At 40.0% G+C, this 22,337-nt stretch carries 16 protein-coding genes; 2 read left to right on the top strand and 14 right to left on the bottom strand.

The features are described 5' to 3' along the window. Positions 1–140: 140 nt before the first annotated feature. The 8 genes from glgB to A6J84_RS02905 form a co-directional block, all read right to left on the bottom strand. The gene (glgB, locus tag A6J84_RS02945; RefSeq protein ID WP_095726009.1) at positions 141–2,036 is read right to left on the bottom strand and encodes a 1,4-alpha-glucan branching protein GlgB; all 1,896 of its coding nucleotides are present in this window, start codon (positions 2,034–2,036) and stop codon (positions 141–143) included. Positions 2,037–2,308: 272 nt separating this feature from the next. Further along, positions 2,309–3,733, bottom strand: coding sequence for an NADP-dependent glyceraldehyde-3-phosphate dehydrogenase (locus A6J84_RS02935; protein ID WP_095726008.1), 1,425 nt, complete (start codon positions 3,731–3,733; stop codon positions 2,309–2,311). A 197-nt stretch (positions 3,734–3,930) separates the two neighbouring features. Further along, on the bottom strand, positions 3,931–6,216 hold the full coding sequence (gene pulA / locus A6J84_RS02930; RefSeq protein WP_095726007.1) for a type I pullulanase: 2,286 nt from the start codon (positions 6,214–6,216) through the stop codon (positions 3,931–3,933). Positions 6,217–6,367: 151 nt separating this feature from the next. After that, complete coding sequence (gene ligA / locus A6J84_RS02925; protein ID WP_095726006.1) at positions 6,368–8,326, bottom strand: NAD-dependent DNA ligase LigA; 1,959 nt, start codon at positions 8,324–8,326, stop codon at positions 6,368–6,370. 89 nt (positions 8,327–8,415) lie between these two features. Further along, complete coding sequence (locus A6J84_RS02920; RefSeq protein ID WP_095726005.1) at positions 8,416–9,594, bottom strand: MFS transporter; 1,179 nt, start codon at positions 9,592–9,594, stop codon at positions 8,416–8,418. Between the two features lie 80 nt (positions 9,595–9,674). Next, complete coding sequence (locus A6J84_RS02915; RefSeq protein WP_095726004.1) at positions 9,675–10,538, bottom strand: XRE/MutR family transcriptional regulator; 864 nt, start codon at positions 10,536–10,538, stop codon at positions 9,675–9,677. 3 nt (positions 10,539–10,541) lie between these two features. Then, positions 10,542–12,443 (bottom strand): ATP-binding cassette domain-containing protein, encoded by a 1,902-nt coding sequence (locus A6J84_RS02910; RefSeq protein ID WP_095726003.1) that lies wholly within the window; start codon positions 12,441–12,443, stop codon positions 10,542–10,544. 78 nt (positions 12,444–12,521) lie between these two features. Further along, on the bottom strand, positions 12,522–13,676 hold the full coding sequence (locus A6J84_RS02905) for a DUF5105 domain-containing protein (RefSeq protein WP_000722100.1): 1,155 nt from the start codon (positions 13,674–13,676) through the stop codon (positions 12,522–12,524). A gap of 410 nt (positions 13,677–14,086) precedes the next feature. On the opposite strand from A6J84_RS02905, the gene A6J84_RS02900 reads away from it, so the two are divergent. Further along, positions 14,087–15,805: a phospho-sugar mutase gene (locus A6J84_RS02900; RefSeq protein WP_095726002.1), complete on the top strand. Its 1,719-nt coding sequence runs from the start codon at positions 14,087–14,089 to the stop codon at positions 15,803–15,805. A 111-nt stretch (positions 15,806–15,916) separates the two neighbouring features. Continuing rightward, on the top strand, positions 15,917–16,264 hold the full coding sequence (locus A6J84_RS02895) for a thioredoxin (protein ID WP_000434660.1): 348 nt from the start codon (positions 15,917–15,919) through the stop codon (positions 16,262–16,264). A 37-nt stretch (positions 16,265–16,301) separates the two neighbouring features. On the opposite strand, the gene A6J84_RS02890 is transcribed toward A6J84_RS02895, so the two are convergent. From A6J84_RS02890 to pta, 6 genes are all read right to left on the bottom strand, one after another. Continuing rightward, the gene (locus A6J84_RS02890) at positions 16,302–17,075 is read right to left on the bottom strand and encodes a potassium channel family protein (protein ID WP_061587019.1); all 774 of its coding nucleotides are present in this window, start codon (positions 17,073–17,075) and stop codon (positions 16,302–16,304) included. 86 nt (positions 17,076–17,161) lie between these two features. Next, positions 17,162–17,971, bottom strand: a complete 810-nt coding sequence (locus A6J84_RS02885; protein WP_033606406.1) for an MBL fold metallo-hydrolase — start codon at positions 17,969–17,971, stop codon at positions 17,162–17,164. After that, positions 17,964–19,322: a cell wall metabolism sensor histidine kinase VicK gene (gene vicK, locus A6J84_RS02880; protein WP_084921843.1), complete on the bottom strand. Its 1,359-nt coding sequence runs from the start codon at positions 19,320–19,322 to the stop codon at positions 17,964–17,966. Before vicK ends, A6J84_RS02885 begins: the two co-directional genes overlap by 8 nt. After that, positions 19,315–20,022, bottom strand: a complete 708-nt coding sequence (gene yycF, locus A6J84_RS02875; protein ID WP_000722056.1) for a response regulator YycF — start codon at positions 20,020–20,022, stop codon at positions 19,315–19,317. The genes vicK and yycF overlap by 8 nt, the downstream gene beginning before the upstream one ends. 56 nt (positions 20,023–20,078) lie before the next feature. Further along, entirely contained in the window at positions 20,079–21,257 is a 1,179-nt protein-coding gene (gene mutY, locus A6J84_RS02870; protein ID WP_070567445.1) for an A/G-specific adenine glycosylase, read from the bottom strand. Positions 21,258–21,339: 82 nt separating this feature from the next. After that, a complete protein-coding gene (pta, locus tag A6J84_RS02865; RefSeq protein WP_095726001.1) occupies positions 21,340–22,314 on the bottom strand; it encodes a phosphate acetyltransferase in 975 nt (324 codons plus the stop codon). Positions 22,315–22,337: the final 23 nt, after the last annotated feature.

Raw genomic sequence — 22,337 nt, 5'->3', positions numbered from 1 at the left:
AGACATGTGAACGTTAAAATCGAAAGAAGGTCGGAAGTCAAACTTTTTATAAAAATAATAGGAAATCCATTTCTCTTGTGTTTCAAGTCCAATACAAGTACATCCGTTTTTAAAATCTAAAAAATATCATCAACAGCCCATTATTCTTTTTTCTTAGCTGGTTTCAAACGACGCTTGATCTTCCAGATGCTTGCTCCCATGGCAGGTAAGGTAAAGGTCAAGGTCTGCTCATAATCCTTCCATAAGCCTTCTTGAGTCTGAACTGTTTGATTGTGCTCTTTCCACACACCTCCCCATTCTTCTAATTCTGTATTCCAAACTTCTTCGTAAATACCCGCAACAGGTAAACCAATCGTAAAGTCCTTACGTTCAACTGGTGCCATGTTAAAGACACAGACTAACATTTCGTCCTTCTTGCCCTTACGAATAAAGGAAAGGACACTCTGATCTCTATTATCAGCATCGATAATCTCGATACCATCATAACTAGTATCAATTTCCCAAAGACAGCGATGGTCTTTATAGAATTGATTGAGTTGAGAAGTAAAATGCTTCATCTTGGCATTCATCGGATCTTCTAGATTAGACCATTCCAACTGCTCCTCAGACTTCCACTCTAGGAATTGCCCGTACTCACTACCCATGAACAAGAGTTTCTTACCTGGATGACAAATTTGATAGGTGTAGAGGTTGCGCAGACCAGCGAACTGATTGTAGCGATCTCCCCACATCTTATGCATCATACTCTTTTTGCCATGAACAACTTCATCGTGTGAGAAAGGCAAGAGATAGTTTTCATTGAAAACATACATAAAGCTGAAAGTCACCAGATTAAAGTCATACTTACGATAAATCGGATCTTCCTCGTAGAAACGGAGAATGTCGTTCATCCAGCCCATATTCCATTTATAGTCAAATCCAAGGCCGCCCATTTCTTTCATACCAGTAATCTTTGTTGCTGATGAACTTTCTTCTGCAATCATCATGATATCTGGATGAGCTAACTTAATCACTGTGTTCAACCGTTGAAGGAAATAATAACCCTCGTAGTTAAGATTTCCGCCGTCCTTATTTGGAGTCCAAGGAGCATTATCATAATCTAGATACAGCATATTGCTCACTGCATCGACCCGAATACCATCTAAGTGGTAAAAATCAATCCAAAATTTAATACTTGAAATCAGGAAAGATTGGACCTCATTTTTCCCGAGGTCAAAATTCAGAGCACCCCAACCATAGTTATGAGCCTTGTTGTGATCTTGGTATTCAAAAGTTGGTGTACCGTCATAATATGCCAAGGCATCATCATTAATAGTGAAATGACCTGGAACCCAGTCGACGATAACACCGATATTATTTATATGACACTCTTCAACGAAATCTTGAAACTCGTCAGGTGTACCATAGGAATGTTCAAAAGCAAAGTAACCCATAAGTTGATAGCCCCAGCTCAATCCAAGTGGGTGAGCCATTAAAGGCATGAACTCAATATGTGTATAGTTCATCTCAACTAAGTATGGAATCAACTCGTCTTTCAGTTGCGAAAAAGTATAGGGACTACCATCTGGATTTCTCTTCCAAGATCCTGCATGGGCTTCATATATATTAACTGGTCTCTCGAAAAATCCCAGACGTTTGCGACGTGCTAACCAAAGGCCATCTTTCCATTTCTTTTCACGGATATTGGTCAAAACAGCTCCTGTACCCGGTCTAGCTTCAAAATAAACTGCCAATGGATCGATCTTCATAATCTGGTGACCATTTGCACGCGTGATATGATATTTATAAATCTGACCATCCTGAGCTTGACTCGTAAAGACTTCCCAAACACCTGCTTCATTACGAACCATGGGAATCTGATTCTCAACCCAATCGGTAAAATCACCAACTAAATGAACTGCTTGTGCATTTGGGGCCCAAACCCTAAAGGTATAGCCTATTTCTCCGTTTTTCTCCTCTCTATGCGCTCCTAAATAATGCTGGAGGTGAAAGTTCTCACCTGTAGTAAAGGTTCTTAATGCTTCTTGATTATTCATTCAATCCCCTTTCTTTTGTAAGCGTTTTCTATAATTCTATTATACACTCTTTTAAGGTAACTTTCAAGTAATTTACGAAGGAAATCATATTTTTTTATGAAAGCCTTCAAAAAATTACCTAGCATTTTAAAAAAGATATCCAGAAAATAGAACACGAAACAATTTCCATATATTTTTTTATTATAATACCAGAATATTCGTTTTTTATCAATTTTAAACTGCATTTTTTTGAAAAAAATAAAATCAGGAAGTCGTTTTCCTGATTTTATAAATTATCTCACATCAAAAACAATGGATTTAACATTTGTCATCGCTTCGATACTATATTTAATTCCTTGCACTCCTGCACCAGAACCTTTTACACCAAGGAATGGGAAATTATCTGGTCCACGTTGTGTTTTATTGTTAATATGAACGGTACCAACTTCAAGTTTCTCAGCAATTTCAAATGCCTTCTTAAAGTCATTTGTAAAGACTGAAGATTGAAGACCGAATTCTGATTCATTAGCAATTTCTAGCGCTTCATTAGCATCTGCAACTCGAATAATTGGAAGAACAGGTCCAAATGGTTCTTCCCAGGCTAATTTCATGTCTCTTGTGACATAATCAAAAAGTCCTGGCCAAATGAGATTATTCTCACGTTTGATTGGGCTGAGCGCTTTGGCACCCTTTTCTTGAGCGTCCTGAATCAATCCCCAGATGAAATCAGCTGAAGCATTGTCAATAACAGGTGTGATATCTGCATTGTCAAACGGATCACCGACTGTTAGCTTAGCAACTTCAGCTTGGAGTAATTCAGCCAATCTGTCTGCTACGCTTTCCACAACCAAAACACGTTTGATAGCAGTACAACGCTGACCAGAGTAGCTAAAGGCTCCACCTACGATTTGCTTAGCTGCATTTTCTAAATCTGCATCTTCTAAGACAATTGCTGCATCTTTCCCGCCAAGTTCCAGCATAATTGGGCGCATACCAGCTAAACGACCAATACGCTCCCCAATCGGTGTTGAACCTGTAAAGTTAATGAAGTTCACTTCCTTGTGTTCGATGATGTAGTCTCCGATCTCAGAACCACGTCCAGTGATGGTGTTAAAGACACCTGCTGGGATTCCTGCTTCGTCAAATGCTTTAGCCAACAAGAGGCCAGAAATAGATCCTTGTGTTGGTGGTTTGAACATAACGACATTTCCTGCAATCAAAGCCGGAGCAATCTTAGATCCAGAAAGGTTGACTGGGTAGTTAAATGGCGCGATAGCTAAGACGACTCCAACTGGCTCACGACGAACAACGGCTAGCTTGTTTTTACTTGCAGCTTCAAAACCGCCACCTTCCATAGCTTGTCCAGTGATACGGAGACCTTCCTCGGCAGCAAAACGAATCAATTCTGCTGTACGTACTACTTCTCCAATGGCTGCTTTAATCCCTTTTGCAACTTCCTTAGCAAGAATGGTACCAATTTTTTCTTTATCACGTTCCAAAATGTCTGCTGTCTTATGCAAATATGCTGCACGCTCAACTGGTGCTAAATCACGCCATGCTGGGAGAGCTGCACGCGCAGCTTTCATAGCCTCATCTACTTCAGCCTGACTCATAGCTGGCACTGTACCCAGCTTTTCCTGATTGACGGGAGAATAGATGGCAATTTCATTCTCTGATGATTTCCATTTTCCATTCACTAAATTCTGATAATTTGTCAAATTCTCTTCCTCCTGAAAATGATTAAAACTTATTTTATCAAATTTTCAGAAAATTACAACCCTTTTTTGGAAAATATTGATATTTTTTTCACAAACTTGATTCTTCAAATTATTTGAAATTTATTCCTATTAGATATTGGTTTTTCAATAAAAATAAAAAAAGGTCTAGAATTAACTAAACCTTTTTGTAGTATTTACTATGAAAGTACCTTCAAGACTGCAACGCTGATATCATCAATCACATTAGACTCTTGAGAACGACTATTGGACACAAGCATTTCAAGATTTCCTGCATTTTCAAAGTAGAAAGAAGTTCCCTTGGCATTGAATACCACCAATAAGTGCTCTGTTCCACCGTGAATTTCGTAAACAATCCATCCACTATTTTCAGCAGCTGTATGGACGAAAACATGACGATAAACTTCTTCGTATGTAGGATAAGAGAAAGCACGCCTTTGTGTTTTTAGGCGAATAATCTGGCGAATAAAGTCAATGCTCTCTTGTCTCTCATTGATTAAATCCCAGTTGACCTGGTTGACACTATCTGGAGCATTATAACTATTCATGGCCCGTTCTCTATCTGCTGGAGTCAGCTCGCCATTTTCTCCTGTAGCAAGGAGCTTGGTGCGACCAAATTCTTGCCCCAGCTCTATAAAGGACATCCCTTGCATAAGAATGCTCATCGCTGTTGCTGTCTCGACCTGACGCATAATCTTATCTGAACTGTGATCTGGGTGAAGGGTTGCTAACAAATCATGCAAGTTGTAATTATCATGGGCTTCCACGTAGTTAAGAACTTGGTTTGGACTAAGATATGAACCCAACTCTCGGCTACCAAGAATAGCTTTGGCTACAATCGGTTCTGTAGCTGCACCGCTAACAAATCCTGCCTTGATTGAGCCGTAAACTTCTCCTCCTTTGATGGCATCACGCTGATCATCGTTGAAGAATCCGATATTTGGCATCTGGTAGGCATTGTCCTTCTTGGCCTTATCATAAGGTGCAAGACCTGTCCCCATATCCCATCCTTCTCCATAGGTGATAATACGGGGATCAACTTCATCAAGTGCCCAACGAATTGCCTGCATGGTTTTGACATCGTGAATTCCCATCAAGTCGAAACGGAATCCGTCAATATTGTATTCTTTCACCCAATAAAGGAGTGAGTCAATCATATACTTGCGGTACATTTCGTGTTCGCTTGCGGTTTCATTTCCAACACCTGTACCGTTTTGGAAGGTTCCATCTGGATTCATACGATAGTAATAATCGGGAACAGTTGTTTGGAAAGGTGCATCAACCGTTGAGAAGGTATGGTTGTAAACGACATCCATAATGACACCGATTCCCGCATCATGATATGCCTGAATCATGGTCTTGAGGTCTCGAATAACCTGTCCAGGATCATCTAGATTACTAGAGAAACTTGGTTCTGGCGCATTGTAGTTTTGAGGGTCATAACCCCAGTTATAGGTTACATTCCCGTCCTCGTCATATTCCTTATGGCGATCAAAGATTGGTTGGAGTTGAACATAATTACAGCCGAGTTCTTTGATATAATCAAAGGCTGTTGCTTGACCATACTGGTTAACCGTTCCAGTCTGGGCAGCCCCAAGGAAGGTCCCTCGAAGGTTTTCTGGAACTCCAGATGTCGGCGATTTTGTAAAATCACGAATGTGCATCTCACAGATAACGGCTTTACATGGATTTTCCAAACGCCAAGGAGCTTCTGTCCCATGTTTGACTTCAAATCCATCTACTTGTCTCTCTTTGTGTGAGAGAATAACAGAACGTTTTCCGTCAGGACTTGTTGCAATTGTATAAGGATCTCTTGTCAAACTCTTGTGATGAGGGAACTCAATCTGATACTGATAAGCCTTGCCAGCAAGATTTTCATCTAAATCTAGACCCCAAACACCAATGGTATTGTACTTATGACTATATGAATAGCTATTCCCACGCTCTAGATTATAGGTTTTCCAAATCGGCGCATCGTTGCTGATATTTTCATAGACAACCACCTGTACAGCTGTAGCTGTAGGAGCCCAGAGTTTAAAGCTTGTCTGGTAGTCAGAGATACTATAACCCAACTCTCCTTGGTAACCCCAATGGTGATCAAAACTTTCACTGTGAAAGGCTTTATCAAAAGCAAACGGGTTTCGATCTTTATAGCAAGGACTTGCAATGGCTGGATTTTCAGAATAATAAACCGTCTCATCACCATCCAAAATCCAAACCTCAGTCAACAATGGATAATAGTTAAACCCTAAGAGATAATCTTTTGTCTTTCCATCTATTTCGACAGAAAAGGTAAGAGTATCGATCCTTTCTGCACTTGTGACTGTAAAGGAGAATTTTGCTCCAAAATAGTCATTTTCATAATACAAATTTTCTTTAACATCTGCCTGTTTTCTACTGAATGAACAAGCATCATAATCCCCATTTTTTCGGTGAAAATGGATGACTACTGGGTATCTATACATTTCTTTTCCTAATTCCTAATTTCAATTTTTTTATGTGGTGCTGAAGAATTTAGCGGGAATTTCAGCACAATAGAGAATAGCATTAATAGATATAAAAACACATCAGGAGAGATAGTTTCAGACTATCTAACATCTAGTTTTCAACTATTCTTTACAAACTTTCTAGCCAAGCTTCATCTCGAACTTCGATACCAAGTTCTTGTGCTTTTTGGAGCTTGCTTCCTGCATCTGCTCCTGCTACGACAAGATTCGTTTTCTTAGAAACACTGCCTGTGACTTTGGCACCCAGACTTTCGAGTTTGCTTTTGGCTTCTGAGCGCGTGAGACGTTCCAATTTTCCTGTTAATACAACTGTCAAACCTGACAAGGCCGCATCTGCTACTACTGTCTGTCCCTTGTAGTTCAGATTGACTCCAGCTTCTTTCAACTCATCTAAGAGAATCTTCGATCCTTCTGTAGCAAAGTAAGTCTGAAGGCTCTGAGCAATCACACTACCCAAGCTTTCAATACTTGCTACTTCCTCAGGATCAGCTTGGGCTAGATTTTCAATAGAGTGGAAATGTTGGAGCAAAAGTTGGCTAGCCTTACTTCCGACATGGCGAATTCCCAAGCCAAATAAAAGCTTCTCAGCTGAGTTTTCCTTAGATGCTTGAATTGCCTGATACAGTTTAGAAGCAGACTTTTCCTTGACACCTTCTAAAAGGAGGAAATCTTCTTCTTTCAAACGGTAGATATCAGCCACATCCTTGACTAAATTGGCAGCAAAAAGCTTTTCAACGATAGATGGACCAAGTCCTGTAATATTCATGGCATCTCGAGAAGCAAAGTGAATCAAACCTTCCATGATTTGGGCAGGACAGCGAGGATTGATACAACGTAGAGCAACCTCATCTTCAAAATGAAGTAACTGACTGTAACAGCTTGGACAGTTAGTCGGAATATCTAGTTTTTCTTCAGAAAGACGCTTGGACTCTACCACACGCAAAACAGCAGGGATGATGTCGCCAGCCTTATAGACGATAACCGTATCGTCTTTTCGGATATCCTTTTCAGCAATATAATCTACATTGTGCAGTGTTGCACGGCTAACAGTTGTCCCAGCAAGCTGAACAGGTGTTAGATTGGCAGTCGGAGTCACAACACCCGTACGACCTACTGTCCAGTCAACTGAAAGGAGCTGGGCTTCTTTTTCTTCAGCAGGAAACTTGTATGCAACTGCCCACTTGGGCGCTTTAACAGTAAAGCCGAGTTCTTCTTGACCTGCTAGGTCGTTGACCTTGATGACCACCCCATCGATATCGTAAGGAAGTTTCTCCCGTTCTTGTCCTACTTCTTGGATGAAATCCCATATCTCATCTATACTTTTAGCCAATATTCGTTTAGGATTAACTACAAAACCAAGCTGTTCAAGATGCTCCAAGACTTTTTCTTGACTATCACGAGTAGAAGGGCTGGCTTCTTGATAGAGGAAAGTCGCAAGATTGCGTTTGGCCACTACTGCTGTATCCAGCTGACGGAGGGTTCCTGCAGCTGCGTTACGAGGATTAGCAAATTCAGGCTCTCCATTTTCTTGGCGGGCTTGGTTGACCTGATCAAAGGAAGCGCGTGGCATGTAACACTCTCCACGAACAGTGATATCAAGTTCTTCTGGCAAGGTCAAAGGAATGTCCTTGACACGCTTGAGGTTCTCTGTGATATTTTCACCAACAGAACCATCCCCACGTGTGGCACCAACAACCAAAATTCCCTTTTCATACGTAAGTGAGATAGACAAACCATCGATTTTCAACTCACAAATATAAGTGGGATGTGGTAACTCCTTGCGAACACGCGCATCAAAAGCTTCTAACTCTTCACGTGAAAAAGCATCCTGCAAACTATAAAGAGGATACTGATGACTGTATTTTTCAAAACCATCTAAAACCTTACCACCAACACGATGGGTCGGACTGTCCGCTAAAACTTGATCCGGATAGGCGGCTTCCAATTCGACCAACTCTCGGTAGAGGCGATCATACTCACTATCTGAAACCGAGGGATTGTCACTCGTATAGTACTCGGTCGCATAGCGGTTAAGTAAGGCAACTAACTCATTCATTCTTTCATTCATATTCCCATTTTACCACAAAGCAAGCCCTCCTCACAATAGAGAAGGGCTGAAAAATGGTTTGTAGTGTAATATTTTCTTAAAAAGAGAAATTATAACTCTTTATCAAAATGACCTCGCACATAAACGAGGGAGAAACAAGACAGGATGATAACACCGCTGCCAATTATCAGAAAAGAAGAGAGATGGACACTTGGTAGCACCGTCATAAAGCCTTTTGCAATCGGCATAAATAGGATGGCTAAGGTAAAAATTGTGCTTAGTACTCTTCCCAAGTATTCCCCCTCAACCTTGGTTTGCACCTGAGTAAAAAAGTGAATGTTAAATATCGTCATAAACAGTTCACAAACTAAATTTCCAGAAAAGGAAAGAAAAGTTGGCAATGGTAACCCTATCATAAAAACCCCAACTCCAGTCAAGGCCAATAGAATCAAAAGATTATAAACACCTGCCTTTATTTTGCTAGCTAGAAGAGCTCCGATAATCGAACCAATAGCGCCCATAGTTAAAATAGTTGCATAAGCTCCTTCTACCCCGTATAGTCGATTTGAAAAGGGGAGGAGAAATTCAAAAGCTGCAAAAAAGAAATTAACACTGGAAGCTACTACCAAAAGGAAAAAGATCTCTTGCTGGCGCCAAATATAGCGAATCCCTTCTTTCATATCAGCAAAAATATTTTTCCAGCTGAAAGTCTTTTTCTCTTGTTCCTGAGTCTCTTTTTGGGGGAGAAAAGCTACTAAAGTAAATGCGATGAAAAAGCTAATGGCATCTAAAACAAGCGTCATATGGAGACTGGCAAATTGTAAAACGAGAAAAGAAAGTACAGGGGAGCTAACACCTACAACCTGAAAAACGAGCTCTAAGCGAGCATTATAGGTCACAATCTCTTCTTTTTCTACAACTTCAGTTATAATGGCTTTGTTGGCTGTACGAGAAAATGCAAAGGCAACCGCTTGAACAATATTGGCAAAAATCAAGGCAGCAATCATCAAGCTATCATTTCTGATAAACGAAATAGCTAAACAGAGAATACCGCAAATCAAGTCTGTTGTCATCAAAATTTTGCGACGTGAAAAGCGGTCTGAAATCACTCCACCAAAGGGATTGACTAGAATCGATGTAACCAACTCAGAAATTTGATAAATACCAAGAACAGTCTGTCCTATCGTTCCCATTGATGCCAACCACACACTGTTTCCATAATCATAGAGCATATTTCCTATTTTATTAATGTCCCCACGACTAATCAACTGGATTGCATGTCGATTCATATAAAAAACTCCTCTCAAATTTTGAAACTATTGTATCAAAACTGAAAGGAGTCTCTTTATTTTTCCCTTATTTGGGAAATTTAAGCATTTACAAATTTTTCATAATGTTCCTGATAGTAAGCCACTTGCTCTGGAAGTCCAAGCACAGCAAAAATATGCATGGCTTCCTGCATCTGACTACAACCTTCTGCTTTCAAGTCTCTCTGGTAGAGGGCGAAACCTTTGAGATAATGGAAGAGATTGCGCTCATAAAGCTTGATACCATTTCCAATTAACTTCTCCACATAGCCCTCAAAATAGTCCGCATCCGCAAAGGATCGATTTTCCAAACAATGCTGGTAACAGTTAAGAGCTAAGATCAAAACAAGTTTTCGATGACGACCAATTTCCTTGTAGTAGTCTTCCCGCTCCATGACTTCTCTGCCAATCCGAGCTACATAGTCCACATTGTAGAAAGTATAGAGATTCCCGAAAAGAATCAACTCATACATGGTCCATTCTTCTGTTTGAAAAAGATAATCTGCCACCTTTTCCAAATCACTCTGACTCATCGTGTAATGAGCATCTCTTTGACAAATCAGTCCTTGTAGCAGAATCCAATTCAGCTCAAAATAGAGGGGATTGGTCGAACTCTTAGCCTTTTCAAGTAGTTCTCTTTGAAGCTTTTGAAAACCAGCAATATCATTTGAGTAGTAAAGCGGAATAATCTGCGCCATCAAGGAAACATGTTCATGATTTTGAAAATCCCTAGCCTTGTCCATGAAATTTTCAATAGTCACATGAATATTGTCCAAAATCTCAAAGAAACGAGAAACTGCCAGATCAGACTCCCCAAGCTCGAAGCGAGATAATTGAGAAGTTGAACATGATTTACCTGCCGCCTCTTTTAAGGAGTATTTCCCACTTGTTCGAAATTCACGAAATACCTTTCCAAGATGTTTCATTTCTTACACCTGCTCTGATAATTCTTCCCACTCAAGCATAGCTTCTTCTTGACGATGGCTAATTTTGTCCAGTTCAGCCTGCAATTCCATGAGCTTTTCAGCATCGTTGGTTTCCAGCATTTGTTCAGAAATGGCTTGACTTTGAGTTTCTAACTCTTCGATTTCAGCTTCTAGATTTTCGATTTGTCGCATGAGCTTACGGGCTTCTTTCTGACTTTCTTTCTGAGCTTGGTAGTCATTAACTGGACTTGTTTCTTTTGCTTGATTACTAGTTGAAGCTTCTTTTGTCTGAGTCATTTCTACTTCTGCTTTCTTTTCAACATAGTAGTCATAATCTCCAAGGTAGAGGGTTGAACCACTCTCGGACAATTCCAAAACATGAGTGGCTACACGATTGATAAAGTAACGGTCGTGACTGACGAAAAGAAGGGTTCCATCAAAATCAATCAGAGCATTTTCTAACACTTCCTTGCTATCAATATCCAAGTGGTTGGTCGGCTCGTCCAAAATCAAGAAATTGTTGTTTTCCATTGAAAGTTTGGCAAGAAGCAAACGAGCTTTCTCGCCACCAGACAACATGCCTACTGATTTTTTGACATCATCTCCTGAAAAAAGGAAGGCACCGAGACGGTTACGGATTTCAACTTCTGGTGTCAGTTTAAAATCATTCCAAAGTTCATCCAGAACAGTATTACTTGGTGTCAACTTGCTTTGAGTTTGGTCATAGTAGCCAACCTCAACATTGGCCCCAAATCGCTTTTCTCCTTTGATAAAAGGAATCTGATCCACAATAGACTTGATAAAGGTTGACTTACCAATACCATTTGGTCCTACGATGGCAACAGCATTCATCTTACGGAGGTCTAGGTTGATAGGTTCTGACAATATTTCCCCATCATAGCCAATAGCCGCATTTTCAACGGTCAAAACGATATTACCTGATGTTTTTTCCGACTGGAAGGTCATATTGGCTGATTTCTTGCCAGCTTCAGGCTTGTCCAAACGCTCCATTTTTTCTAGTTGCTTGCGTCGAGATTGGGCACGTTTAGTCGTTGAGGCTCGGACTAGATTGCGATTGACAAAGTCTTCTAGAGCCGCGATTTCCTTCTGTTGCTTTTCATAGTTTTTTGCCTCAGTAGCTAGCTTTTGCTCCTTTAACTCAACAAAACGAGAGTAATTGCCTACATAACGATCCAAGGAATGCTTAGTTAAATCGAGTGTAACCGTCGCAACCTTGTCCAAAAAGTAACGGTCGTGGCTGACAATAATGAGTGCACCGCTATAATTTACTAGGTAACTTTCCAACCAGGCAATGGTTTCAATATCCAAGTGGTTGGTAGGCTCGTCCAAGACCAAGAGTTTTGGCTTTTCAAGGAGCATTTTAGCCAGTGCAAGACGAGTATTTTGACCACCTGAAAGCTCAGCAATTTTCATCTGCCACATAGACTCGTCAAACTTGAAACCATTCAAGATAGCGCGGATATCAGCTTCGTAGGTAAAGCCACCAGCCTGACGGAAATTCTCTGATAAACGATCATAATCCGCCATCAGTTTATCTAGATCTTCACCAGACTTTTCACCCATCTCTAATTCCATTTGACGCAGTTGTGTCTCTGCCCGACGCAAGTCATCAAAGACGTGAAGCATTTCATTATAAATGGTATTTTCAGACTCAAAACGACTATCTTGGGCTAGGTAAGACAGAGAAATATCTTTTTTCTTATTGATTTCTCCACTAGTTGGCTCCTCTTCTCCAACCAAAATCTTTAAAAGAGTAGACTTACCTGCACCATTTTTCCCAACAAGAGCAATCCGGTCTCGTTCATCTACCTGCAGATTAATATTATCAAAAAGAACCTCACCAGCAAAAGATCGTTCAATTTTATTAGCTTGTAAAATAATCATATCTCTATTTTACTATCTTTTTCTCTTTTACACAATTGCAATGAAAAAAGTTCGAGTGGTATACCCGAACCTTTCATCTTAGTATCCAATGCCTCCACGGAATGTGCGAGCCATATCTTTTAAGTCATAGTTTTTAGAAGAGGTATCGATGGTCCATTTTCCATCTTTCTTGGTCATTTTAATTTCATAACCCTCTTTCTTCATGTTATCACTAGTGTCTAGTGGAGTTGAATCAAATTGACTTGGTGCATTTTCTAAAATGTACTTCTCACCAGCTTTCATAGCTTCTGAGTAGTTGCTATATTTACCTTTGTTTTCTTCGTAGAATTTACGACTCAATTCATGAACATTCAAGTTATCCAAGTCGATTGTTTCTGGTCTAACATAAACAACAGCATAATCAGGCAAGTATGTCTTCACCTTGTAATCAACTTTTGCTCTCTTAGCATTTGCTTTGATGTAGGCATCTGCGAATGTTCTAAGTTCTGAATCAGATGGTTTGTAGTTATAGAAGCCTTTTCCGAACGATTCTGTAAATTTCTTGATAAACTCTTCTTTATCAGCTTTCGCATCGTTTGTGAATTCAGCACTATTATCAGAAGATTTTTTATCATCAGCAAGCGCAACAACTTGCGACTTATTATCAGTAGCACTTAGGTTCGTTCCACCACCAGAACTTTCCCCATTAAGGTAAACAGCATCGACATATTTTTTCATTACATCTTTAGCTTCATCAATATGATCTTCGTACTGACTTGGATCCACCTTGATTGCTACATCGTTATTCTTTTTAGAATTCTCTTTGATGTCATCATAAAAGCTAGGTGCGAAGTGGAGTTCATACTTAGCATTCTTGTCGACTTCATACACTACATAACCAGCAACACTCTTTCCTTTAGAAAGACTGTCACCATATGACATAAATTTCGTTTTACTGTCGCTTTCGTAGATTTGAATTGGTTGTAATTTTTCATCTTTTTCATTATAAAGCGTAATATCTTGGCTAGTAAAACTAAACTGTTTATCACGATTGTTCTTGATTTCGACTTGAAGTGCAAGGTAGCTTGAAGATGAATCTTCATCTTTAGGCAATACAAACATACCGTCTTTTACTGAAACTTCAAAGTTTGAGTTCGAGGCAGTACCATTGTCGCTTGCTTTTTTGGAAGCTCCACAGGCAACCAGTGCTAAAGCTGATAAAAGCAAAGCAGAATGCTTAAGAATTTTTTTCATAATGGATTCTCCTTTAATGATTTACTATATTTTACCATACGTAGAATAAAAATCAAAACAGAAACCAGATATTTTCAAAATATCTTAAATTTATAGAGTTTTACATTAAATTTTTCTATCCGTTCATTTGATACATTAAAGGATTCTTTATAAAAAGAATAGAATATAACAATATTGACGATTTACTTTATTTAAAAATCCCACAAAAATACTATAACTTTTAATATTTTTAAAAATTAGATAATTGATTTTCATCCCTAACTTAGTATAAGTAAGCACAGTACTCACCATTTTCCCGCTAAAGTGCATAAGTAAATTTCCTACATTTTAAGTTATGCTAACGTTTTACTAAAATGTCAAATCGTGATATAATGAAAGCGATTAAAGTAAATAAACAAAGGAGACACTCTATGACTTACCAAGAAAATTATCAAAAATGGGTCGATTTTGCTGACCTTCCAGACTACCTTCGTCAAGATTTAATCAATATGGACGAAAAAACAAAGGAAGATGCCTTTTATACCAATCTTGAATTTGGTACTGCTGGTATGCGTGGCTTGATCGGCGCTGGTACAAACCGCATCAACATCTATGTTGTTCGTCAAGCTACAGAAGGATTGGCTCGTTTGATTGAATCTAAAGGCGGAAATGAAAAAGAACGTGGAGTAGCAATCGCCTACGATAGCCGTCACTTCTCACCTGAGTTTGCCTTTGAATCTGCTGCAGTTCTTGCAAAACATGGTATCAAATCATACGTTTTCGAAAGCCTTCGTCCAACTCCGGAACTTTCTTTTGCAGTTCGTCACCTCAACTGTTTTGCAGGTATCATGATTACTGCCAGCCATAACCCTGCTCCATTTAACGGTTACAAGGTTTATGGAGAAGACGGTGGACAAATGCCTCCACATGATGCAGATGCTTTGACAACTTACATTCGTGCAATCGAAAATCCATTCGCTGTGGAAGTTGCTGATGTCGAAGCTGAAAAAGCTTCTGGCTTGATTGAAGTTATCGGCGAAGCTGTTGATGCAGAATACCTTAAAGAAGTTAAAGACGTAAACATCAATCCAACCTTGATTGAAGAATTCGGTAAAGACATGAAGATTGTCTACACACCACTTCATGGTACGGGTGAAATGTTGGCTCGTCGTGCTCTTGCTCAAGCAGGATTTGACTCTGTTCAAGTTGTTGAAGCACAAGCAACTGCTGATCCTGACTTCTCAACTGTAAAATCTCCAAACCCAGAAAGCCAAGCAGCCTTCGCCCTTGCTGAAGAACTTGGTCGTCAAGTTGGTGCAGATGTGCTTGTTGCAACTGACCCTGACGCTGACCGTGTTGGTGTTGAAGTTCTTCAAAAAGATGGTAGCTACCTCAACCTTTCAGGTAACCAAATCGGCGCTATCATGGCTAAATACATCTTGGAAGCCCACAAAAATGCTGGAACTCTTCCTGAAAATGCTGCTCTCTGCAAATCCATCGTATCAACTGACTTGGTAACGAAGATTGCTGAAAGCTACGGCGCAACTATGTTCAACGTTTTGACAGGTTTCAAATTCATCGCTGAAAAAATCCAAGAATTCGAAGAAAAACACAATCACACTTACATGATGGGATTTGAAGAAAGCTTCGGTTACTTGATCAAACCATTCGTACGTGATAAAGACGCTATCCAAGCTGTTCTTGTCGTTGCTGAGCTTGCTGCTTACTACCGTTCACGTGGTTTGACTCTTGCTGACGGTATCGAAGAAATCTACAAAGAATACGGTTACTATGCTGAAAAGACTATCTCTGTAACTCTTTCAGGTGTAGACGGTGCTGAACAAATCAAAGCTATCATGGCTAAATTCCGTAACAATGCTCCAAAAGAATGGAACGCAACAGCTATCACTGTCGTAGAAGACTTCAAGGCTCAAACTGCTACTGCTGCTGATGGTACTGTTACAAACTTGACAACTCCTCCAAGTGATGTTTTGAAATACACTCTTGCGGATGGTTCTTGGATTGCAGTTCGCCCTTCAGGTACAGAACCAAAAATCAAGTTCTACATTGCCGTTGTGGGTGAAAGCAACGAAGATTCACAAGCTAAGATTGCCAACATCGAAGCAGAAATCAATGCGTTTGTTAAATAAGAAATTATAAAAGATGAGACCAACCAATCTCATCTTTTTTTCGTATCAAATCTAAGCATTTTTAGAAACTTTATGGCATACTAGACTTATCAATGAAAGCGAGGTAATCTCATGGAACAATTTTTAGAAAACATTAAAGACCTTGAAGTCACTACAGTTGCGCGTGCACAAGAAGCACTCGATAATAAAGAAACAGCAACCTTCTTTATTGGCCGTAAAACTTGCCCTTACTGCCGTAAATTTGCTGGCACATTGGCAGGTGTCGTAGCTGAAACTAAAGCCCACATCTACTTCATCAACAGTGAAGAACCAAGCCAACTCAATGAATTGCAAGAATTCCGCTCACGTTATGGAATTCCAACCGTACCAGGATTTGTTCACATTGCAGATGGCCAAATCAATGTCCGTTGCGACTCTTCCATGTCAGCACAAGAAATCAAGGACTTTGCTGGATTGTAAAAAAACCACTCATCGAGTGGTTTTTGTATTGTCTAAATTACTTTTTTTCAAGCAAGACTTGCATCATTCTATGTAGTTCTTCTATCTTCTCAGATTGTTTCTCTAGTAATAATCTTTGAGTTATTAATTCGTCTTGTAGTTTATCAAGCTTTATCTGATTATCTGGATTATCCTTTACAAAAAAGTTTGTCAAGGCACTCGTTAACATCCCTATTGTGCCAATACCAACAAGCATTAGTAAAACAGCTAACCACTTCCCAAAAATCGACGCAGGAACAATATCTCCATAACCAACAGTTGTTACAGTTACAAGCGCCCACCAAAGACTATCTGAGAATGATTTTTCTTCAACAACAGATAAAATTGAACTACCTAACAGTACAATAAAGGAATTGAGATAGAAAATATAAAGTAAGCCATTTGTTCGTAAGAGTTTTCCAACCTTCTTTTCTAACTTGCCAGTCAATCCAACGACTCTTAAAAGACGAGTTAGTTTCAGTAATTTTGTCAGCCTTGCTAAGCGGAAGATACGCCCTAAGCGAAATACTGTAAAAATAGCATTCAAAGGAAGGATAGCTAGCAAGTCGAAGATATTTTCAAGTATAAATCTCCATTTTTCTTTACTTGAAAAGAAGCGCCAACCATAATCTACCACAAAAACAAACCAAAGTAGCAAGTCAATAATACTATAGGGTGGATTATCCAAATCAATCATCTCAGCAAATCCAAGCAAGACAAGGACAACGGATATCAATGCAAGTAGGATAATCGTTGTGTCATAGTAATCCTTTAATAACCATTTTCTCTTCACTCTGCTACTCCTTTAGTTATTTTTATCATTATACCACACTAAAACCCTGATAAAGTACAAAACAAAAGAAGGCACTCGCCTTCTTTTTATATATCTGTCAATGGAGTTGCAGTATCTGGTGAGGTATCATAAACCTTAAAGTCTACTCCAACTCCCAGATCAGCCTGGGCTAACTGATTGACCATAGTCATATGAGCCAGCTCCTTGATATTGTTCTCTTTGGACAAGTGACCAAGATAGATTTTCTTTGTTCGATTTCCCATTGCACGAATCATGGCCTCAGCACCGTCTTCGTTAGAAAGGTGACCGAGATCCGATAGAATTCGCTGTTTGAGTCGCCAAGCATAAGATCCTGCTCGCAAAATCTCTACATCGTGGTTGGACTCTATGAGATAACCGTCCGCATTTTCGACTATTCCAGCCATACGGTCACTTACATAGCCTGTATCGGTCAACACGACAAAACTCTTGTCGTCTTTCATAAATCGGTAAAACTGGGGTGCTGCCGCATCATGGCTAACACCAAAACTCTCAATATCGATATCGCCAAAGGTTTTGGTTTTACCCATTTCAAAGATATGCTTTTGCGAAGAATCAACCTTGCCAAGATACTTGCTATTTTCCATAGCCTGCCAAGTCTTTTCATTGGCGTAAAGATCCATGCCATATTTACGAGCCAAGACACCGACCCCATGAATATGGTCTGAATGCTCATGCGTAATCAGAATCGCATCCAAATCTTCAGGTTTGCGATTGATTTCAGCTAGCAGGCTGGTAATTTTCTTACCAGACAAGCCCGCATCTACTAGGATTTTCTTTTTTGGGGTTTCCAGGTAAAAGGAATTCCCACTAGAACCTGATGCTAAAATACTGTATTTAAAGCCTTTTTCACTCATTCTGGTCTTCTATTTCGTCCTCCCATATTTCTTCTTTTACGGCATCCTTATCATAAGGGAGCACTATTGTAAAGGTTGAGCCCTTACCGTATTCACTTTTGGCCCATATAAAGCCATTGTGTTGTTTGATGATTTCTTTTGCGATAGCCAGACCTAGACCGGTTCCACCTTGAGCCCGACTTCTTGCACGATCCACACGGTAGAATCGGTCAAAGATCTTCGGCAAATCTTGCTTTGGAATACCTAGACCTTGGTCTTTGATGGATAAAATCATCTGGTCATCAGTAGTTTTCATGCTGACAGTGATTTTCCCACCATCTGGTGAGTACTTAATGGCATTGTTAAGAATATTATCAATCACCTGAGTCATCTTATCGGTATCAATCTCGATCCAAACTGAATTAATAGGGTAATCTCTGACAAGCTCATATTTTTTCTCGTCATCCTGACTTCTCATCTTATCAAAGCGGTTGAGAATAAAGGTGATGAATGCTGTAAAATTAATCAATTCCACATCTAGCTGACTTGTCGTATTATCAATACGAGAGAGATGCAAGAGATCTGTCACCATCCGCATCATACGGTTGGTTTCATCGAGTGAAACCTTGATAAAATCAGGAGCAACAGGATCATACAGGGCTCCCTCGTCCAAGGCTTCAAGATAAGATTTAACACTGGTCAAAGGAGTTCGCAACTCGTGACTCACGTTCGAAACAAAGAGTCTTCGCTCACGCTCTTCCTTCTCCTGCTCGGTCGTATCATGTAAAACAGCAACCAAACCAGAGATGAAACCTGACTCACGACGAACCAGAGCAAAACGTACACGAAGGCTTAGGTATTCCCCATTTACATCCTGGGAGTCAATCGTCAACTCAGGAATCTGTGTAATCAGGTCACGCAGCTCATACTCATCTTCTATCTTAAGCAATTCGAGGATGCTTTTATTCAGAACATCTTCTTTCTGCACACCTAATTGTTTCTTGGCCATATCGTTGATCATAGTAATCTGACCACGGCGATTGGTAGCAAGAACGCCATCTGTCATGTAAGAAAGAATACTGTTCAATCGTTTACTCTCTTGTTCCAGATTTTCTTGGGTCAAACGAATAACTTCTGACAAATCATTCAGATTATTGGTGATATTGGTGATTTCTGTACTTCCTTGCAAGTCCAAAACTTGAGAATAATCACCTGCAATCAAGTCCTTAACCTTTTGATTTATCTCCTTCAGACGGATATTATCCCGACGATTTTCCAGTAACAGCAAGGTCACCACCAGGATAAAGCCCAGTAAAATCAAGATAAAGATAAAATCGCTGGTCAGAATAGTTTGTCTAATATCTTCAATCATTATTTCTCATATAGTATCCAACACCACGACGTGTGAGAATGTACTCTGGACGACTTGGAGTGTCTTCTATTTTCTCACGCAAGCGTCTAATGGTCACGTCCACAGTACGAACATCACCAAAATAGTCATAACCCCATACAGTCTCAAGCAAGTGTTCACGCGTAATCACTTGTCCAATATGGGAAGCCAAGTGATATAAGAGCTCAAACTCACGGTGGGTCAAATCTAATTCCTCACCATATTTCTTTGCCACGTAAGCATCTGGAACGATTTCCAAATCACCAATTTGTAAAGGTTGCGTCTTCTTCTCATCAGACTCTTGGTTATCTACTGAAACTAGATCGGTACGACGAAGAAGGGCCTTAACACGAGCCTGCAACTCACGGTTTGAGAAAGGTTTTGTAACATAATCATCTGCACCTAACTCTAAACCAATAACCTTGTCAAACTCGCTATCCTTGGCTGAGAGCATGATGATAGGAACACTACTGGTCTTGCGAATGGCTTTGGCAACTTCTAAACCATCAATTTCAGGTAGCATCAAGTCGAGGATAATAATATCCGGTTGCTCTGCTTCAAATAGCTCGATTGCCTCACGACCATTGAAGGCTGTAACGACTTCATAACCTTCCTTGGCCATATTAAACTTAATAATATCTGAGATTGGTTTCTCATCATCTACAATTAATATTTTTTTCATTTTATCACCTTTTCTCTATCTATTATAACAAAAAAATGTAAAGAAGGCACAAATGGCTACTGTAGGCCTTCATCTTCAAGATTTGTTTTATAAGCCTGCCAAATTTTTTGTTGAGGTTTCGCAAGTGGATAATCAGAAAACTCCTGAGGAGAAACCCAGCGAATTTCTCTGTCCGAAAACTGTTTTGTTTCCGTCACTTGACCAGCGATGATTTGAATATGCCATTTCCGATGACTAAATACATGCTTGACCTGGTCAAATACTTGCTGGGACCAATTCACTTCTAAATCATAATCTTGCTCAAAGTTTTCTTGAGGACTTGGCCCAAATACTCTGCTTTCCTCTGTGACTTGTGAAAAGAGATCTAGTTGATTGTCATCACTTGAAAAATCATCAACTTCAATCAATGGGAAATGCCAAAAACCAGCTAGCAGTTTCTCGCTTTCATTTTTCTCTAGTAAAAATTGTCCTTGGTCATTGCGTACAACCAAAGCCTTGAGATAAATTGGTAGGGGCTTTTTCTTGGGTTCTTTAATCGGATAACGACCCATGGTCCCATTCTGATAGGCTGCGCTAAAATCCTTAACAGGGCTTTCTTCTGGTCGAGGGTTAACTGGTGCCTCTATGTCAGAGCCTAAATCCATCAGAGCTTGATTAAAGTCTCCTGGCCGTTTCGGGTCAATCAAGATTTCCATCATAGCTTGGAAAATCTTTCGATTGCTGGGAACTCCGATATCATGATTAACCTCAAACAAGCGTGCCAAAACCCGCATGACATTGCCATCAACCGCTGGCTCAGGCAAATTAAAAGCGATACTGGAAATAGCTCCCGCAGTGTAAGGGCCAATCCCTTTTAAACTAGAAATTCCTTCATAGGTGTTTGGAAATTGACCCCCAAAGTCAGCCATAATCTGCTGGGCTGCAGCCTGCATATTGCGCACTCGAGAATAATAGCCCAATCCCTCCCAAGCCTTCAACAAACGTTCTTCAGGGGCATTGGCCAGACTTTCAACTGTTGGAAACCAGTCCAAGAATCGTTCGTAGTATGGAATAACTGTATCCACTCTAGTCTGCTGGAGCATGATTTCAGATACCCAGATGTGATAAGGATTTTTACTTCTCCTCCAAGGTAAATCTCGCTTGTTTTCATCATACCAATTGAGGAGTTTTTCACGAAAAGAAATAATCTTCTCCTCCGGCCACATGACGATACCGTATTCTTTCAAATCTAACATATCTCTAGTATAACACAGAAGACTCTAACTGTCCTTCTCTCAGTACTAAAAAGCCTCTTCCCATGGGAAAGAGGACTAAATCTTATTGATGAACTGCTTGAGCTGCTGTGATAAGGGTCAACTTGTACACATCATCTGCATTACATCCACGAGAAAGGTCGTTAACAGGTTTGTTCAAACCTTGCAAAACAGGTCCTACAGCCGCAAAACCACCGAGACGTTCTGCCATCTTGTAACCGATATTTCCTGCTTCGATACCTGGGAAGACAAAGACATTTGCTTGACCAGCTACATTACTTCCTGGAGCTTTAAGAGCTGCAGTTTCAGGAACAAAGGCAGCGTCAAATTGCAACTCACCATCAATCTCAAGGTCAGGACGCAAGTCGTGAGCAATTTTAGTAGCTTCCACTACCTTATCAACACTTTCACCAAAGCCTGAACCTTTAGTAGAATAACTTAGCATAGCAATTTTAGGTTCAATACCAAACATCTTAGCTGTGATTGCTGAGTTGATCGCAATTTCAGCCAAGGCTTCTGCATCTGGATTGATGTTAATGGCACAGTCTCCAAATAGGTAACGTTCCGTACCACGTACCATGAGGAAGGCACCTGAAGTACGAGTTACGTTTGGACGAGTTTTGATGATTTGAAGGGCAGGGCGAACTGTTGAGGCAGTTGAGTGAATCGCACCAGATACCATACCGTCAACCAAGCCCAAGTAGACTAGCATCACACCAAAGTAGTTGACATCTTCAACCAAAACTTTGCGCGCATCTTCTTCAGTCATTTTGCCCTTACGACGCTCTACTAAAGCGGCAACCATTTCTTCAAATTGAGGATAATGTTGGGGATCAATCACTTCATAACCATCCATGATCCCTTCGATTTCGAGATAAATTTTAATTTTTTCAGGGTTTCCGAGCAAAACAGGAATTACTTCTGTTTCTTTTACCAAGCGTTTTGTTGCTTGAAGAATACGTGGCTCTTCCCCTTCAGGGAGAACGATACGAGCATTTTTGCCAACTAGGTTGGCTTTGAGACTTTCAAAAACTTCCATGAGTTTTCTCCTTTAAGAAAATA

It is taken from the genome of Streptococcus sp. FDAARGOS_256 (genome assembly GCF_002289235.2).
Classification (GTDB): domain Bacteria; phylum Bacillota; class Bacilli; order Lactobacillales; family Streptococcaceae; genus Streptococcus.
Note: the sequence above shows the minus strand (reverse complement) of the source record. Positions and strands in the feature narration are given on the sequence as shown.